Origin of the sequence: Aquimarina algiphila, assembly GCF_007489275.1 — a bacterium.
GTDB lineage: Bacteria > Bacteroidota > Bacteroidia > Flavobacteriales > Flavobacteriaceae > Aquimarina > Aquimarina algiphila.
This window is the reverse complement of sequence record NZ_VLNR01000041.1, coordinates 30,012-50,491: the sequence shown is the minus strand read 5'-3', so window position 1 is coordinate 50,491 and position 20,480 is coordinate 30,012. Positions and strand designations below refer to the sequence as shown.

Sequence of the window (20,480 nt, the reverse complement as noted above, 5' to 3'; positions counted from 1 at the left end):
ACTATTCAATAATTAGTTTTCTAACTTGACTTGCTGAAGATGTTTCTAATAAAATGAAATATATCCCTGAGGGTAATACAGACATATCATATTCAAAAGTATATTCTTCGTTTCCATCACCGGCTCTAGAATCTATAAGCGTATTATTAACTATATTAAAAATCTTTAAGTTGATTGGTTGTGATTTTGATAAATTCACATCTACTGTAAATCTTCCGGTAGTTGTAGGGTTTGGATATACTAGATAATCAATCGAGCTTTGGATATCGACACTATCCTCATCACCTTCTCCTCCTTCTCCATCGATTTCCTTTTCTACAACAATCACAGTTTTTGTCGTTGTAGCTGTACACAATCCTCTATACGTCTGTAGCATAATCTCATATTCTCCAGGTGTCTCAAAAATCAACTCTGCATAATTATCATCTTCATAGGTAACTTCTGCTTCCTCTGGGAATATCCAATCTAAAGTATCAGGTATAGGATCACTATTGTCCACTATAACAAATTTTTCTCCAACAAATACTTGAGTTGAAGCAATGAAATTTGCAGAGATAACTTCGGTAGTAGTATCTATAAAAATACTATCAGATGCTTCACACCCTTTAGCGTCAGTAACCAGAACATCATAAATACCTGCTTCACTAACCTCGATCATTGGTTCATCACTTGTAAACCCATTTGTCGAGGTCCATTGATAATTGGCGTTTGGATCATTTATAGTTGCATTTAATACTATGGTTTGCTCAAAACATAAAGTAATGTCTTCCCCTAGATTTACAATTAATTCATCTGGGTTGCTAAGGATAATCTCTCTTCTCATCTCACAGCCTTTGACATCGGTTACAATAACATCATATGTCCCCGCACATACTGCTGTTAAATCTTCTGTTGTACTGCCATTACTCCACAGATATGTATAAGGAGCAGCTCCTCCTTGTACACTGATATTAATTACTCCATCACATCCACTATAACACGTTGGGACTGTTAATGTTTCAGTAATTATTAATGGTTCTGGTACGTTAACAGTAACTTCTTCTGTTATACTACATCCTCTTAGATCTGTAATTTCTACACTGTATGTCCCTGCAACAATATTTTCTAAACGGTTTGTTGTATTTCCAGTACTCCATAAATAACTAAATGGACCTGTTCCTCCATTTATTTGAGGAATTATTGTCCAATCATTACCATCACCACAATTCACATAATCTGTATCAAAATTCACACTTAAAACATCTGGTTGTGTTAATCGAAATGTAGCACTGGTTACATCTGTTCCTGCCGCATCTGAAACTATTACATAATACTCCCCTGCAAGAATTCCTTCTAGTAAAAATCGATCCAGACCAATTGGAGTATTATCTTCTGCGTTGAACCACTGGTAATTATATTGTTTTGCTGCATTAAAAGGTACTCCTCCTTCTACAATAGCGCTCAAACTACCAGAGGAATCTCCGAAACAAGAAATTACATTTACGTGTTCTATATTAACTTGTAAAACCGGAGGTTCAAATAGATCTACATTATCAACAAATAAGACACACCCGTTAGCATCTCTAACGGTTAAAGAATACCCTTCTACTCCAATATTACTAAGAACATTGGTTGTTGAAGATTGTAGTTCATTACTAAAATTTCTCCATTCATAAATATAAGAAGGTACTCCTCCTCCAATAGTAACCGTTATACTTCCATCTCTTGCCCCGCTAGAAGAAGGGGGTATTCTCACTATAGCTCCATTCACAAATAATCGTGGTGGTTGAGTTACTTCAATTTCTCTTTGGAGTTGGCAATTATTTGCATCTGTGATTGTTACGGTATAATTCCCCGCTCTTAATGAAGATAAGTCTTCTGTTACTTGTCCATTACTCCATCGATATGAGTAAGGTGCTACTCCGCCAGAAACGCTAATATCTATACTACCATTAGCATCTCCTCTACAAACTACATTATCTACATTCTCTATGATAGATAGTATTTCTGGTTCTATTACTTCATAGACATAATCATCTGTATTACCGTTTTCATCTGTTACTACAACAGTATATATACCTGCTCTGACTCTGGTTGTAACAGGAGTTGTGAAAATCACTTCAGTTGGCTCTCCTTGCTCAAACCATTCATAAGTATATGCCCCAATACCACCCTGCGTTGTTGTACTCAAAGGAATTACGGTCTCTTCTCCAAAACATTGCACTCCTTCATCTTCAGAAATTGGTATAATTTCAACGATAAGCTGATTAGGTTCTGTTATCTCTCGAGTAACCGTTGTTGTACAATCATTCTCATCTGTAACTTCTAAAGTATATATCCCAATGGATAGATTATCGATATCCTGGGTAGAAGCTGTATATGTCACATCTTCTGAATCTGTCCAGGAATATCTGTATGGCGCTGTTCCTCCTCTTACCTCGAGAGATATACTTCCGTTTCCTGTTTTGAACCCTGTTAAGTTAACCGGAATAACATCATATATTTCTAATGCTGCATCTGGTTGTCCTATTACAACAGGTTCACTAAGAGACGTTGTACACAAATTATCATCGATAACAACAACCTCATAAGTTCCTGCTGTTATATTTCTCAAATCTTCTGTTGAAGATTGAAAATCAGCGTCTTCTACTTTTGTCCACCTAAATGTATAAGGAAGATATTCTCCTGTATCTTCATCAACAGGACCACCTGTAACCGTTATATCAATGGTTCCTGTGTCTTCTCCATAACAAAGTATCTGCGTTGGGGGACTTGAAAGGGTAACCACTAAATCTTCTGGTTGAGTAATTTCAATTGTTGTTTCATCACTTACTCCTGTTATATCGGTACTCACTACTCTATATATTCCTGCTGGAAGATTATCTATACTATTGAGGGACAAATCTGTATTTATTGGAGTCGCTGTAGTACCTTCTATGCGATACCATTGGTATTCGAAATCAGAAGGAACAGATACAATAGGAAAACCACCAGTAACAATTGCTCGAAGTTCTCCCAGACTATCTCCATGGCACAAAATGGGATTATCAATTTCTATACGTACTACCATTGGATCAGGTTCTATAACCCTAAATGTCCTGTTTTCTGTACAATCATTATCATCTGTTACTACAACGGTATAAGCTCCAATTGATAGGTTATCAATATCTTTTGTCGTTCTGTTAAAAGTAGCATCGTTTTCTTTTGTCCATACATAACGATAATCGCCAGTACCTCCTGTAACTTCAATAACCAAACTCCCATCAGAACCTCCAATAGTTGTTGCCGGGGATATAGTAACCGGGGTGATCACAATTTCTTCTGGTTGTGTAAGTGTTATCGATTGCGGAGTTGTTATTTCACAATTATTCGCATCTCTTAACCAGACTTCATAATCTCCTGATATCAAACTTTCTATTGTAAAATCAGTAAGATCATCTTCTGAAATATAAGTTAATCGATTATCTATAGAAAAGGAATAAGGTCTGGTTCCTCCCTGTGGATTTAGAACAATTCTTCCATTACTTCCATTATAGCAAGAAATATTATCTCCTCTTGTAATTGACAAACTTAAAACATCAGGCTCTGTAAACGTAACACTCGCATTGTTAAATGTAAACCCATCCTCTACACGTACACTATAATTTCCTTGTTGAACATTATTAAATACCCTCGATGTTTCTCCATCAATTATTGCTCCGTCTCTGAACCATTGATAAGTATACGTATTTGATCCTCCGCTCACGACTGCAGATAAGGTTCCTCTTCCTTCAAAACATTGAATAGGGTTTGTTTCTTCAATAGATACTAAAAGTCTATCAGGTTGTGTAATCTCTATTTCTGTTGAACTCACCTCACAATCACTCGTATCTCTTACTATCGCTACATAATTACCTGCAATCAAAGATGAAATAGATATTCCTGTATCTGCAATAGGAGTTCCATTTCTTTCCCAACGCACAGTATATCCTGGGGTTCCTCCAATAATATTAATCTCTATTTCTCCCTCGTTATCTCCAAAAATATTATTTTGAACCACATTATCAGGAGTAATTCTAATCTCTGAAGGCTGACTTATAAATTGCCTATCAGAGATCTCAGATATACAATCATTAGCAACTCTATCTCTTACTCTAAATAGATACCCTGTTGTTGTATTTGCATCTAAAGCAAATACATTACTATCCCGCCAGGTCGTTGTTGGACCTGTCCAAAGTGCATATTGGTATGTCCCAGTTCCTCCACCTGTAGCTGTAATAGTTACTCTAGATTGTTCTCCATAACATGTTATTGGTTCTATATCTATATTGGAAATTGAGATCGGTAGTGGTACATTATCAAACTGAATATTAGTTTGCTCTGCTCTCCCTGATCTATTATCTGTAACTAAAACTTCATAAGTACCTTGCCCTGCTTCAAAAGGGTTTCTTGAAACATAACTCGCAGCGCCTTGTGCTCTCCATTGAATTCTGTAAGGAGGGTATCCCCCTTCAATATTAACAGCTGTAAGTATTCCATCCCTTGCATCAGAACAACTTGGGTCTTCTTTTTGAACTCTAAATGTTACTGGTTGTGGATCTGTGATGGTTGGTAAGCTAATTACAGGATTTATCCTACATGTAGCTGCTCCTGTATATCTAATTTGATGATTTCCTGCCGGGAGGTCTTCAATATCATACCCTCCAGGAAAAGCTCTTCCTGTTATTGTATTAGTCGTTGAACCATTAATTAACACTTCATAATTGTAATATGCAGAGCCGCTTCCTGTAATTGGAACTCCTCCAGTAACATTTTGTATACGAATCATCGCGTCTTCTGCTCTGGGAGCACTTGGCTGTATAATACCATTGACGGCAATAGTGTGTGTTATAGGATCCATTTCCTGTATAAGTACAGAAATACTTTCATCCCGATCAGATATATTCTCTTTATCAAGGCACCCTCTGGAATCTCTTACTTTAACATTATATGTCTGAGGAGATAAATTTTGAACCACATAAGGAGTTCTTGGTAAAGTGTTCCATGTTGTTCCATTATTCAGGCTATATTGATACGTACCGGACCCTCCTGATGCGGTAATTCTAATTTGACCATCATTTTCATCAAAACAGGTTTCATCCTGAGCTGGTGTAGCTGTAAATCGTACTCGTTCTGGAGCTCTGACTTCAAAGAAATAATGAAATAATTCACAAAAAGGAAGTAAACTTCCGTTCGCGGTTCTGCTTCCCGAAATTTCGATAGCATATTGTCCTTGTGTAAGATTACCACTCCATCGATAGGTATTAGTAGAAGTATTAAATCTAGGATGTGTATTTGTAATTCCTGTATTATTCCCAGCATCAATCCTATATCTGGAATTTACAAGGGCTAAATATTGATTTTGTGTTAATGCTTCTTGTGCTGGTGTTTTAGGATTCGGAAGAGCTGTCTGTCCTTCCGCTAATTTCTTCAAACTAATACTTAATACTTCTCCACTATATATAGTACGATCAAAAGGTATTGTAAATCCTGCATCATCAGAATACGAACATGTTGGTTGTTCTACACTTGGTGTTGTGGATATTGATGGTGCAGCAGGAAGATATTGTACCGTAACTACATTGGTTTCTTTACTAAATAATGGACCGCAAGCAAAATCAGTGTTCAATCTAATATTAATAGGTTTTCCTATAGCTTTTTCTCGAATTGGTAATCCACTTGGGTCTAATGGATCTATAACATTATCAAACATATCCTCTAACCCAAGCGATATACTAGGGTTTCTTCTAAAAGATGTTAGTGTAACCCATCTATTTATGGGTACTATTTCTTCTTGTGGCCCTGTATACGCGTTTAAAGCAGCTCTTGCCTGATCTAAGGCATATTGAGCTCGACCTCTACATTCATTAAACCCAGGAGGGCATGAATCCAATGTTTGTTGTGCTCTTTCTACTGCTCTAACCAAACTTCGGTATGCTGCTGTCTGTTGCTGTATTAGTGTTACAGTATCAAAAAACTCCCAATCATAAGCATCAACAGGAAGGTTATCAGGATTCGTCGTAATATCGATATCAGAACCTATACATATACTATTAATAGAAGTAGCAGGGGTTCCATCTACAAAAGAGATATCTATATTGGGTTCTATGGTAATAAACATATTTCCCCTTCTAAACCTTCTTTCTAAAAAATCGTCTTTTTGATAACGTCTAGCAAAGCAAGGAGTAGAAACATCAATAAATTTTGTATCGCGATAGCTACGACTACAATCTCCAAAACTATTTCTATCTCTCGAAGTTGATCGAAACTCCAGACGAACTATTTTATTGGATTCATTAAAATTTACGGTATAATCAAAATCCCGATTTAAATAGCGTCCAAAATCATGAATTGTTCTGGGAGCACCTCTTTCATAATGTACTATTATTCTCTTTAAACCATTACTATTACTTCCACAACCTGATCTACCTTGTCCTACGTATCCATCTATAGTCAAAGTATAGTCATCTTGTGCTGTTGTAGAAAATATACTAAAAAATAGTATCAGTAGAGTAAATATTTTCTTCATACCCATATCTCTTTAATACGTTACTTCAATTTGTTTAAAAGGAGACTTCGTCCCTGAATCAAATACGGCTTGTAATATGTATGTATATTTGGTGTTGACCCTTAAGTTTATATCAAAGAACCTCTTTTCCTGCTCTTTAAAAACTTTGTATAATGTTGGTTTTGTTTCTTCTTCTGCTCTATACAAAAGATATTCTACCACATTATTTACTCCATATTTCCAGCTTAGTGTAATTTTTTTCTCTTCCCGATTCACCAAAGCCAAAAACTTATCGATTTCTGGTTTTGTTTTATTATCAGGTAAACTTATAGACAAAGGCGTTACGGGTTCTGACTCTAGACCAGATTCATCCATAGTAACCAATGTGTATAAATATGTTATTGTAGGTTTTGCAGTTGTATCGTTATACTTATTCTCTGGAATATTTTTTTCTGCTACGAGTACCCAAGGCGTATCGCTTCCCTTTTCTTTACGATACACCAATGTTTTTGCTGCATCTATACTACTACTTGTGATCCATTGTAATGCAATCACTCCGTTATCTGCTTTAAAAGATTTAAAAACTGGTTTTGTAGGCGGAATAATATCGGGTTTCCTAAGCATTAGTATTTCAGAAAAACCAGAAGGATTATATCGCTTATCAAACGCCTGAACCTTATAATAGACTTTTGCATTAAGGGTTTTGATATTTACTGTGTCTATAATTTTATTTTGTGGCGTCGGACGGAAAGTAATTTGTGTAAATTCCTCATTTTCTAAATTTGCTCTAAATACACGATATCCTAAAAAATCTGATTCGGTATTCGCCTGCCAGTTTAACGTTACAACACCTGTAGAATCTATTATTCCAGTTAAACCATATGGATTGTTAGGCGGTGTATCATCAACAGGTTGTACCATTTGTGGAAAAGAAACTCTCCTTGTACCATCGGCACCAACAGCCGTTATCGTAAAATAATTAATTACATTAAGATTCTTAAACTCTATGCTTCTGGTTTCTTTTGAGATATTAGGTACAACAACTTTATAACCTTCTTTGATTAAATCAGATCTATTTAGCTCAAAAGAAACAATAGACTCCAAGCCTTCTTCTGGAAATTCCCAGGTTATTCTTGCGGTACTATTATCAGCTAATAACTTAGCTTCTTGTATCGCTGGGTTATGTTGTAATTTTTTTGTTCCTTTTCCAGAAACCACTGTTGAAGAAGGACCTATTTGTCCAAAAGGAGAAATGCCTTTTAATCGATACTGATATTCTTTATTGTTTTGAGGTAACGTATCGATATAAAACATTCTATCAGAAGATTCTTTCTCTCGTTCGCTTAAGTTTGCTATTGGAACATCCTCCAAGGCATTAAACGTTTTTCCGTTATCCTCAGATCGTTCGATAATATAGTTTGTATATTCTCTTTTTAATAATGTAAAGTTCCAACTTAACATTACGTTTTTATCTCCAAAAATTCCAACAAAATCCTGAGGTTCTGGTAAAGGGCGGTAATCATTCAGCCCAAGATATACTCCTCCAAACTTGACTTTCATTTTTTCTGAAGGGATTGCTGTATATATTCTATACAAATACCGTTCATTTGGTTTTACCTCTGTATCCACATAGGCTAATCCAGCATATTTTGCTACTTCATAATCCTGATCGGCCGCAAATAAAGTAAAAGAGAAACGTTGCTCTAATGCTTTTGCCTGATTGATAATACTCATGATATCATTACCTCCATCTTCTAATTCTACGTCAAAGCTTTCTCCATAAATTGCTTGAGCTGCAATTGCTGCATTATCGTTTTTATTTACAAAATCCTCCCATTCCATCATAGGTTTTGGTACTAATGGAGTTACTGTAAGTTTTTTTACAATTGGTTCTTTCAATATCTCTTCCCCTATGGCTATCGTTTTACGCTCAATTATATATCCATATTGGTTTGCTCGTTTCCATGCTAAAGGGGTATTTGCAGCCCAACGTAACATAATCGCATCTTTTGTAACTGTTCCTATAACCTTAACAGCCGGTTCCTGATCTCCAATAGGTTCTTGCGCAATTCCTAAAATCGGAAAACAAAACAATATCACCCCTATGATGTAACTGTATTTTAATTGCTTATTCATATAATGGATTATTATATTTTACAATATCATTTCCTCCATTTTTTACCTGCCCAGGTAATACATATTGAAGTTTTGTCCTATATTTTCCTTTTCTCATTATAGGAAAAGGGTCAATGATTAATGCCTTATATTTTGGCATCGTCTCCCATGGTAAATCAGAACTTATCAGTTGATATCTCAAATCTTCATAGTCCTGATAATAATAATGTGTAAGATTATAGCGGTATGGGTTATATACATTAATATCACTGGTACGGTCATTTTCTAAATATGTTAAGTACCAAGACATTGGTTCTACCCCTTCTAATGGAGGAACACTTATTTTGTCTGTATCTCTGGACACTGTTATAGTACCTTCTATAGGATAATTTTGATATAATAATGGGTAAATTTGATTTTGATAATATGAATTATCCAAAATTGCCCTTGCTACTACGAGCGGTTTGTTGCCAGAAAATCTATTTCCTACCAATTCAACCAAGTCAAAAGGTTCTAATGAATTAATTCCATTCAATAATGTTAATCCATAGGGATAAGTTACGTGCCTGTACAAATCTTTATTGGTTTTCATCGCACTCATCTTTTTATCAAATGTTGTGTATTCACTTGTTGCAAAATCAAAAGTTAGCAATTCACGTTCCTCCCCTTTTATAATTACCTCTTCTGCTTTTCTGGATTTGATTTCTACTTCATTTCCTGATTCTCCATCTAGTGCCTGAGTCGTATACGATTCTTTTACATTATTGGAATTATCATTTTCTTGAGGTACTAATTTAATCTTGACATTATACGCTGTAGTTGTAGACATCTCCTTTGGCAAATCAAATATCACTTGTCTATTAGCAGCATTATAAATGAAGTTTTTGTTCATCCCTGCTCCTGTATCCGATTTCATTACCATCGTTTTATTCCAATTTGGAACCGCATCGAATAAATAGGATTGTCCTCGTTTTAAATTAATATATCCTTTATCATATTCTTTGGTAAAGAAATTCTTTTGATGAATGGTCGGATACATATAAGCAATATTGCTTAGAGGTATTGTTTCGGGAGCTTCTCCAGTAGTAAAACTAACCTCTTTGGATTCGATAGATACTTTACCATCATCCATGATAGTCTCCCATTTTCCGTTTATTTTTTCTTCAAAATGTAATTGTACATAAGCCTTTAGGCTAGTATTAGGAGGTAAAATCTCATGCGAATAGAAAACAGCAATATCATTATTATTATTCCATTCTATCTCTCCAACGATAGGTTGTCCTTCTTTAGTGACTTCGAACTTATCCATCAAAATTCGGTATTTACGATCTCCTGTATCATCAGGTAATTCAAATACTCTATTAATTTGTAAGTTGAAAGGAACTTGAGGCGCCGCAAATACATCAACTCCTGTTGCTCCTTCTTTTGGTGCCATTTCTCCTATGACCACAATCCCATCAAGAGCACTGCCTCCGACTATTTCACATTTATCTCCCAACTCTACTTTAAACCTAAAACGTCCTTTTATCAGTCCTCCCAATAAGTTATATTTTCCACCGAGATACCCTCTAAGCCAAACTGGATTTGGTAGTCTTGCTTGCATCAATACAGCACCACCGCCGGCGAATATTGTTATTTTTTTCCTCTTTCCAAATAGTTTAAATTTTAGCCCAACCTCTCCCTGTAAATATGCATATGCTTGTCCGTTGGCATACCACCCATTGAGTCCTATTTGTTCTGAAGATCCTTTACAATGTGCATCTCCATAATCTTTTAACATAATATCAAAACCAACTCCGGCATCAAAACGTGCATAAAATATGAGGAATTTTAAATCTCCGGTAGACATACTCCAATTGGCCCCAAATGCTAATCCTTTGCCAGCTTCTAACATATTAAGGTCACGAGTATAATCGAGTTTTGAGACATCTACTCCTAATATATTAGCGACAATATCAGGAGGAGGAGGACTTCCTGGCAGCCCATCTCCCATCATAAAATAACTTTCGGTTCTCATTTTCACGATACCCAAATTCATTGCAACTCCTACCGGATCGCTTGGTGTTCCTATTAAAATATGCCATTCATCTGGGCCGACATAAAAATCCATCCACCCAGCTCTGCCATTAGGTCCTACTCCTTTCAGGATTCCGAAATTGATATAAAGTTCTGATGTCGCATGAAAAATATCATTTACAAAATCAAACTTTATAAATACATTTGCTGCCATTGCTCCTTCTGGTTGATATGCTGGGAGTATAGGATTATTCCCTTGAGAAATTACTGCTAACTTGTCTGCTAGTTTTTCATAAAAATCTCCAGGTATACTGGTGATCATTTCGCCTTCTCCTTTAAAGTAGATTTCCTGTAATCCTCCTGAGTTGAGGAATGATATTCCGAATTCTAATGAGCCATGAAATAACTCTTCTGATCCGGTGGTTATAAGTCCGACAGAAGCTTTTAAACCAAAACCATTTTCTTTATATGGTTCATATATTACTCCAGAAGTTGATGCTCCTATTTGATTAAAAGCTGCATCTTTTTCATGCGTTACTCCTGCCATTTTCATATGGTTATAAAACCCTCCTCCGAATGAATTTATAGAAAAAGCTGTAAAAATAGGAATCCCCGTAGGTAGCGTTACCTGCGCATCGGCAAACCAATATCTAAAATCTTCTTTACGACCAAATAGTGCTTTTGCTTCTACCTCTAATTTCATTCCTACGCTGAATTTGGCTCCAACCGCACCGGCAAAGCCAGTACCATATGTTGGATCATCTTCAAAAATAAATATGGCTCCTTTGAGTTCCATTCCGGCAACTTCCATCTTAACAAAAACTCGCTCTAAGCGAATGCCATCATATTTCCATTTATCTCTTCCGTCACGATCTTCTAATTGTGCTTTAATCGCTAATTTTGCTCCACCGCCATTACCACCATCACTCTCTGAAGTCAAGTTGATATTAAAATCAAATACCAATTCTGCACGATCCCCAGACGGAGTTCGTAGTCCTATTTCATTAACAGTAATCGGAAAATTAGCTACGCTCATCTTTCCTCTATATCCAAAATAATCAACAGAAAACTTTGGTGATTCTGTTTGCAAAAGCATATTCTCAAACACAATTCCTTTAAAATCTACCGTTTTATCTCCTGATGATGATTTATTAAGCCCCGATTGGATGCTTACGGATCCGTTTAGATTTGCTTTAGGTCTAAATTTGCCTTCTTTCACCTTCATTTCTACATATGAGTCTTTGGTCAAAATCACTTTAGCACTCCATACATCAAAATCAATATCATTTGTATTGGTTACTCTAAAACTATATTCATCTGGCTGGATAATAGCAGCATATTTTAATCGGTCTTCTTTTGATACGGGAAGAAGTAATTCTCCTTCAAATTCTCCTGCTTTTAACCTATTGGTTTCTATATCCAGTAAAAAACGATCTAAAGAGAATTGCCATTTTGAGGCTGAACCTTCATCTATGGTTAGTATATTTTCTCCTTCAAACTTTCCTGTAACTCCTTTACCATCAATGATTAAGTTTGATGCTCCAAAAGAAATGCGTTTATCACTATTATTTTTACGGAATGCTTTGGGTAAAACAACTTCCAGCGTATTGATATACACTCCACGCCATAATGTTGGGTTTTCATTATAATATTTAGCCAGGTAATCTTGTGGCATAGCAGCATCATTACGCAAATCACTAAAATCAAATATGGCCGTATTCAATTTAAATGTGGTTCCTTCAAGACCTTGAATTCCGAACTCTGGAAGTGAAATATTAACTACAATATCATTCCAATCACTAACTACCGTTTTAAAATTTCCTTCTACATACCCCAGTCTTTCTTTACCATTTTCATCAACTGGATATAGCAAACCATTAGAGAATTTTAAATCAGCATCTACTCCTAATTCTTTGAATCCAGAACAATCGATTAATGCATATGTACCAGGTTGTTCGAAACTACCATTAAGTGTTACCACCGCTTTACCATCATTAATATTAAAGGTAAACTGCGATATTAAGTTAAGTTTTGCATCCCCAATAATACCTCCTTCATGCGAGAGTTTTATATTAGACCCTCCTAATATCAATACTCCTCTAGCTGTTTCTATCTTGAGAAAAGCAGTAAGTTCTGTATACGCTGGTTTAAAAACAGCTTTGGCAATCCCAACCGTATATTTTACGTTACTGATTTCCATCGGACGTATAGCCACCGGCAATTGCCCTAGGCTACTATCAGAAAGTAAATCGACATAATTTTGAGTTTGATCAATTGTAGTAAAGACATTATTCGCCATATCCAGCCATTTCTTATTCTGTAAAGAATCGACCGTATTAAATTGAAACCCTTCTTTAACTTTTAACCGGGTAGATTTTTTTACTACTACCGGAGTATCAAATTGCTCTAACGATTTAAATTTTCGAAAAGTTTTAACTGATTTTGAAGGAGAAATTATTTTGTTAGCAGTAACGCTATTGTTGTTGTGTATACTATCTTTTATTGATTCAGTTTCTTTGTTCACTGAACCATAAATGTTCTTTGCTAACAAACCTGTTGTAAACAAACAAAAGCATAAGAATAATAGAGATTGTATTGGTTTATTCATGGTTTAAGAGTACTATTAGAGGCAATACAACATAAAGCAAAAGTTATTTTATGTATTCTTGCTATCACTTACTAAACTATGGTACAAGTTTATTTATAATACAGATGAAAAAAATCACGGTTTTCAGTGAATTTGATATTCTATATCTAAATTTAAGGTGTTATACTTCTTTACCTTGATCAGTATTAAAAAATAATATAGCTTGTGGATTGTCTCTAATCTGATTTATATATTTTGCTAAATGATATGCCCAATTCACTATTTCCCAATCTTCATATCCTGAAACGAAATCTATATATGGTTCTTGAATCGGATTTATATATTCTAAATCAAAAATTAAGTTTTCCTTATCAAAAATCTTTATCCAACTCTTCTGTTTTCTCTCGCCACAAAAATATTGTATGGAATGATCAGAATGTAAAACAATTAACTCATCTTCAATAAAAAGATAATTCCTTCCATGTATACTAAATACACAATTTAGTTTATCATTAATAAATTGACAATCTCCATGTAAAGGTCTAACTTGATTCAAGTCACAATTCATTTTTTGTATTGTCAATTTGTTTTGATCGAAAAGACATTTTACATGTTTACTACTTTGGATTCTATATAAATTTATTAATATCTCCATAATCTATATTTCTTAAGAATTATTTCTAAATCACTAAACTTACTATCATTCTTGAGAACATCTCTCATAGCATCACCTAATTTTACTTTATCACCATCTCCAAGAGGGGTTTTAGAACTACTAATTATCTTATTATACAGATCATCTCCTTCCAACCCTTTTCTTTTATTAGCATCAACAATACTTTCCCAAGTATGTCCCCATTTATTACCTCCAATCGGTCCATATCGGTTAACATTAAATTTATGAATCCATTCTAGTAAATCAGCAGGGGTTTTCTCGACTTTAAATCGTGTTGTTGTTTCAAGTCTTAAGTCAAACATTCCTTTTGCAACTTTCTCTAATTTATTTGGATCATTCTTAAATTGATCCATTAATTTCCTTTCTTTATTGATGAAATTATCTAGTGCATTTGCATACTCAGTTCTAACATCTCCTTGTAATGCAAATTTTTTAAGAATATTAATATCATTGCTGCGAATGCTATTTTTCCATATATCAAATAAATTCTCATCTTGTAATTTATTCAGAACATTTTCAGAAGCATTTTCAAAATCTTCTAAAAATTGAGGTTTTAAAACTTCATCTAACTTAGCTACTTCACCATCAAGTTCTGGGTATTTTTTAAGATTAAAAATTAGGCTTGTTTTACTACCTATAAGCTCTTCAATTGTACTACGAACAGGCTTATTGCTAAACAATTCTTTAGGATCATTTACTTTACCTTCCTTTACAAACATATCCAGCAATACAACTCGATCTGGATTAGTAGTCAGCATAAAATCACCGAGATTAACTTCATCCAAAAACTTATTTTCTTTTGTCAACCTTTCTATAAGATCATCAATTGCTCGTAAGTGCGCAGACGTTACCTGAATAGGGAGCCCTTCTCCTCTGGAGTTCATATTTTTTAATTTGGTCAAATCATGACCATCTATACGTTGCATTGCAACTGCTTCATACCATATACCGTTCGTATCTTGTATACGAACACGTCCTAATACTTTAGGTCCTCCATACGTTTCGAGCGCTTTGGCCACATCTTCAATTTCTTGTACAGTATCATAATCTTGTTTTCCTGTTCTATCGAATTTGAACACAGCAGAGTTGCCATCAAATTCTCCAGAAAAAATCCGTCCCAATCCTCCACTACCATTAGTGATTTCTGTTGCTACTACTTTTGGCAGTGTATACACATTCTCTGCTTCTTTTAAAGCAGACAGAAGGACTTTTTTATCACTGATTTTAGAAGCTCCACGAGCATTAATCAATTCCTTTACATAGGCTACTAATTCTGGATTTGTAGAATTTGCCAGATCTAATAATTCTTCACCTATTTTACCTCTTAATAAATCAGATAGCGCTCTATAATCTTCAATTTTGACTATTTCATCTTTAACTGATTGTTGAAGATGTGAATCCTTAATCACCTTATGTAGATTAGCAATTGGATCATCATATTCCTGAATAATATCTTCAATTTCTTCAAGTAACTTTTTATTAGCATCAGATATAATACCATCAGCTTGTTTTAACGCATCTGAACCAATTTTTTCCGTAATCTTTTCTAAATGTTCTTCGAGTACTTCTCTCGATGTAGTGTTAAGTCCCCGTGCCTGATCAATCTTATCGTCTAACTCTGTAATAACATTATCAAAATTTTTATTGATCGTTGCTAATTGTGGTAAAGAGGCAACCAATGCCAAAATATTTAGCTTAAACCTCATATCTGCCGAAATCGCATCATCATTCAGTGCGTTCGCGAGCATTCCTGCCGAAGAACCTAGTAAATCTGATGCAACAACCACTTTTCTAACTGTATTCCCTACTTTAATAAATACAGCAACACTCCCTACACCAAAAGCCAATGAAACTACATCAACAGCAAACCAGGCTCCTTTACCTAAGGCTATATTTCTATTGCTATTACTCATAGCAAACGCCTGAACCAAAGGAACATGTAAAACATCTCCTTTTTTAAATTTTTGATCTAAAAAAGTAAAACTACCTTCTACATATACCCAAACCATTTGATTGTACTCTACCTCTTTGGAATCAATAGTTATACTTTTTTTAGCTATTCTTTCTACTGAAAAGTTTTGAAAACTAAATAGATTAGATTCTAGTTTTAGTAAATCATCTTTGCTAATTAGGGTACCATCTGGTTTTAAAACCTCTAATGGATCTGATTCTGCAATATGCCCACTATTAGTAATTTGAGCTCCTGTCCACGCTAAAAATTTACTTAATTGTTTTCCTGAAAGTTTATCATAAATCTTGTCTAATCCTATTTCTTCGATTGTAACCAGCACCTTAGTATTCGAGGGATCAAAACTAGTAACCAGTTTCATAAGAACGTCTTCTGTATTTTCATAATATGCTTCGGTATCAGAGATATCAAACCAATTATCACAATCAAACATTTTTACTAATAATTCTAATCGTTGTTGTTCATCTACATTTTTAAGCGATGTTGAATTTTCATTGGCATTAACATGCTCCATAATTTGATCTCTATTATCGCAATTGATAATAGCAGTCCTTTCCCAAAACTTATTATTATCATTTTGAGCATTATTAAAATGTTTAGATAATTGATCAAAAAAGATCTGGAAATATTCTGAGGGATCGGTTTCTAATACATCTTTTACATGTTTATTTTGATCTTCATTCAAAAACTTGGACCAAATGTAGTAGTTGCTTAATTCACTTTCTTTGATTTCTCGATCACCTTTAAGTGTTTCTCTGATTTCAAAAATTACAGGACTGACCCATGAAAACTTCCATTTGCCTGCTACGATTCTTACTTTTTCATTATTAAGTAAAACTGTTGATTCTGATTGTGTAAAACTGGCAAATAACTCTCTATTAGAATTTCTTAACGTTGCAATGTCAAAAACTACCTCATAATCTTTTAAATCTTCACAATGATCATCATCATCAAGCATATTGATGAATAACTCAGTAATAGCAGGAACTTTATCTGCTATTACAGAATTTTTGTTCATTGATGCTAAAATTGTAGTAATTCCTTTCTTTTCAACATCTTCTATATCTCCATAATCATTATTTATGATATAGTTTACAATCTGCCATTTCTTAGCATCTTTATCTAATTTGGAAGTAACGTCAGCTAATGCATTTATAAAACGAGTATAGTTATTCTCTCTTCCTTTCCAAAGGACTCCTACTCCAGCATCATCTACATCTGCAAATAATTCTTCTAATACTTTGTTATCTTCATCTAATAAATAGCCTAAAAACTCATCATAATAAATGGTAATATCCTCTAAAGGCGACGTTTCGAACAAGTCCAGTATCAAATCTTCATAATACTCTGTGATATTTACACTTTTAACTATTTTGGATATAATTTGATATCTCTGTTCCGCTGTAAAATATTGTACTCCGCAATTTGCTATACTCTTAATTTTTTCAAAATCTTCGTCTTCAAACTCATTCTTATTAAGAATTTCAACTAAAATTTCTTCTGCCTCTCTTTTAAATTGTGATTTATCTTCTGGAAATAAATACTCTCTTAATGCCTTTAACTCTTTTGGATCTGACCCCGTACTATGTCTAGGTGTGTATATTTCTACATTTTTATATAGCAAACTATAGCGCCAAGGCTGATTTCCAGGATCATTTTTACCAATCTCTACAGGCTCATATACTGATTTTCCTTCAAAATTTCCTTGATCAATTTTGACCCATATCTTGTCTCCTTTCCATTCTGTATGAAATGTACCCGTTTTACCAAAAACCGATGTATCAAAAGAAATAACATCGTTTGCATTGGAGTTTATATAGGCACATCGTATGATTTGAAATATCTTATCTGCGAATTCTGTATCTGTATATTCCCCTTCTTCATCACCTTGAAACCAATACAACTTGAATCCGGGAGCATGCATCTTTTTCCAATCCATATGATTAAGAACCATACCTCCTTTATAATCCATCAAGAACTCAGTAGATTTTTCTGGAGTTTTATATTCTACAAATGGATGTTCTAAACCAAAAACCCCATGTCCTAACTCGTGTGCAATGGTGGTAGATTGATCCTTAGATTTTTGGAAAACAAATCCAAACTGCCCTTTAAGTGGCATAAAACCTTCTAATTCTTCTTTGGTATCGCTGTTAACTGCTTTTAGGTCTGTTACAAACAGATAATAGGTTTGTTCATTATAGTTTGTTTGTGTTTTGAAATATTCATGTATTGCTTTTTCTTCTTTAGAATAATAATTCAACACTCCGCTTTCTCCTGCATTAACTATTTGATCACTTTTGTCAATATCCCATACGCTTTCTGGAATTTGTAATCGATCTCCTGTAGTAATTTTAAAGTTAACTCCGGCTTTATTATAAATGGCATTAATATTCTCCCGTACTCTGGTATTGACATTTGCATTATTAACCGGTACAATCACTAAATTAATGGCATACATTTCTGGTTTTCCTAAGTGTACCAAATTGAATGCTCCTGCTATTTTATATTTTTCCGTTGAATCTTTTGGTTTTACAGTTGCGAGTATTTCCTCTATAAGATAATCTGACTTTTTCTTCAATGATAATGTTGCTATATCACCAGACCATTCTGCAGAAACCTCGATTCCTTCTTTGGTCTTAAAAACAATATCTTCTTTAGTAATGTTACTATCAGAAAATGTAGCCTTAGCTCTTATTTTATCTTCTTCTTTGATATCAGATATCACTTTATAAGGCATATGGTAGACCTCTCCATTTACCATGGTTAGCGATTTGTATTTTGATCTCAATTGTTCCTTAACATTATTGGGCATTTCATCAAAAGCATAAAATCCAGATTTTTCAAAATCTATACGAACTCCTGTAGCAGATATTTCAGAAACATCTCCATTGGCTAATCCGGCAGTACTCTCTTCTGTTACGGGTCCTCCATCGGCAACTTGCTCTTGACTTATAGTTCCATCCTCACCAATTGTCCATGCAGTTCCACTTTCATCTCTAATCACTACATCCTGTCCTCCAGGAACAATAGCTTGCTCCCCATTGGTTCCTGTTATTACCCAGGCATTGTTTTCATCTGGTTTTATGTCAGCAATAACAAAATCCACCTCTGCACTAGAGAGTTCTCCCTGATCTCCGGTTATCATTTCGACAACATCAAGATCAACATCTACCGTCATACCTTCTCCTTCTCCAAAAGCAGGATCATATAAAGTGACAATTTCGCCTTCAGCCAATTGATTATCAGTATTGACCAAAACATTGTCAAACTTTACTCCAAATCGAGCGAATTTAAAATAAGGTACTTTTACATACCCTCTTCCTGTTATTCTTCCACTATTGTTACTATCTAATTCAGTAATTGTCATTACAAAATCACCAGCCGTGATACGATCCCCTATCTGAAGATTAGGGTGTGGTTCTCTATTCGTTATAGCAATTGCATCAGGAACAATACCGCAGTTATAATTTGCAGTTTCATCTTGTGCAGTGGCTGTTGTTATTTCCTGAATTTCAGAAAATAGTCCATATTGATATTTACATTTCCCTTTTACTTTATATTCATATGTTGTACCGGGTTTTAAATCCCAAACAGTTGCCCAACCACTATTGGTTCGCATAGTAAACCATTCTGCATTGGGTTTATTAGCTTCTCGGTATGCTATGGTATATTCTGTATACACAGAAGGATCTTCATCCCAAAAGACATTAATCTTAGAAATTCCTTTGGGTTCTGCATATACATTAATGGGTACAGTACACGGTGATGTTCTGGAAAACCAGAAAATCTCACTATTCCCTTCATTTCTAAAAAGACCAACTTCTTCTGCTCCCTGCAGTGCTTTTGCTCTTACCCTCCATGCATATCGTTTTTCTGGCAGTAATAAAGGTTGAGTCGGACCATATACAAATGAGGTAGACCTTGTTGTTGTTTCAAAAACAGGAGGTAATGATAAGAAAGCTGTTTGGGGATCAACAAAATCATCCCATATTTCTACAATACTCAACTCATACTCAACATTACTTACATTAATATGCCTTGGTGTCCATTGAAAAACAATATTATCAACTTCTTTTGGCTCAATATTAACTCCATCAAACGGAAGATTTAATATTGGAGGTTCATTCTTAAAAATATAGGTACTAGCGCAGGTTTTTGAGGATAGACGGTTCCCGGTGGTGAAATCAAAAACTTCGAAACAGAACTGATAACTACCTTCTGGAATAGTTCTACTATAAATGTTTGGATTGATTCCTTGTAAATTTTGAAACTCAAAATAAGGAGCCAGCTCTGCATTTGTCAATACCAAAGGAATACCACCATCAATAAGTAAGGTAGGAGCACCAACTACAACATCTCTACTTTCAAAAGCGATCCCATTACCCTCAAAAGATACTTTTAATCGAATTTGTTCTCTGGATATCGTAATATCGCTAAGCAAGAATTGTACTCTTAACGGGCTGTTTATTGTAGTACCGTCGGCATAATTATAAAAATTCACGGGTGCCGGAGGGTTAACTTGCGGAATTACTGTTATAGGAAATCGTTGCGCTAAGGCTTGACCAAAACTATAAAGCAGTATAAATAGTGTAAGTACTAATTTTCTCATAGG

The 20,480-nt window shown here is 34.7% G+C and carries 5 protein-coding genes; all 5 read right to left on the bottom strand.

Annotated elements, in window-relative coordinates; genetic code table 11:
• Position 1 precedes the first annotated feature (1 nt).
• The 5 genes from FOF46_RS18275 to FOF46_RS18255 all read right to left on the bottom strand — a co-directional run bounded on the left by FOF46_RS18275 (position 2) and on the right by FOF46_RS18255 (position 20,477).
• Entirely contained in the window at positions 2–6,526 is a 6,525-nt protein-coding gene (locus tag FOF46_RS18275) for a T9SS type A sorting domain-containing protein (protein ID WP_167571878.1), read from the bottom strand.
• A 12-nt stretch (positions 6,527–6,538) separates the two neighbouring features.
• Entirely contained in the window at positions 6,539–8,641 is a 2,103-nt protein-coding gene (locus FOF46_RS18270; RefSeq protein ID WP_143917455.1) for a fibronectin type III domain-containing protein, read from the bottom strand.
• Positions 8,634–13,244, bottom strand: a complete 4,611-nt coding sequence (locus FOF46_RS18265) for a hypothetical protein (protein WP_143917454.1) — start codon at positions 13,242–13,244, stop codon at positions 8,634–8,636. The genes FOF46_RS18270 and FOF46_RS18265 overlap by 8 nt, the downstream gene beginning before the upstream one ends.
• A 160-nt stretch (positions 13,245–13,404) precedes the next feature.
• Positions 13,405–13,791: a hypothetical protein gene (locus FOF46_RS18260; RefSeq protein WP_167571877.1), complete on the bottom strand. Its 387-nt coding sequence runs from the start codon at positions 13,789–13,791 to the stop codon at positions 13,405–13,407.
• Positions 13,792–13,865: 74 nt separating this feature from the next.
• Positions 13,866–20,477, bottom strand: coding sequence for a fibronectin type III domain-containing protein (locus FOF46_RS18255; protein WP_143917452.1), 6,612 nt, complete (start codon positions 20,475–20,477; stop codon positions 13,866–13,868).
• Positions 20,478–20,480: the final 3 nt, after the last annotated feature.

What these genes read in the sequence shown, in the direction of transcription:
- FOF46_RS18260 (WP_167571877.1), bottom strand. Translation starts at nt 13,791, where the DNA reads ATGAATTGTGACTTGAATCAAGTTAGACCTTTACATGGAGATTGTCAA.
- FOF46_RS18275 (WP_167571878.1), bottom strand. Translation starts at nt 6,526, where the DNA reads ATGAAGAAAATATTTACTCTACTGATACTATTTTTTAGTATATTTTCT.
- FOF46_RS18270 (WP_143917455.1), bottom strand. Translation starts at nt 8,641, where the DNA reads ATGAATAAGCAATTAAAATACAGTTACATCATAGGGGTGATATTGTTT.
- FOF46_RS18255 (WP_143917452.1), bottom strand. Translation starts at nt 20,477, where the DNA reads ATGAGAAAATTAGTACTTACACTATTTATACTGCTTTATAGTTTTGGT.
- FOF46_RS18265 (WP_143917454.1), bottom strand. Translation starts at nt 13,244, where the DNA reads ATGAATAAACCAATACAATCTCTATTATTCTTATGCTTTTGTTTGTTT.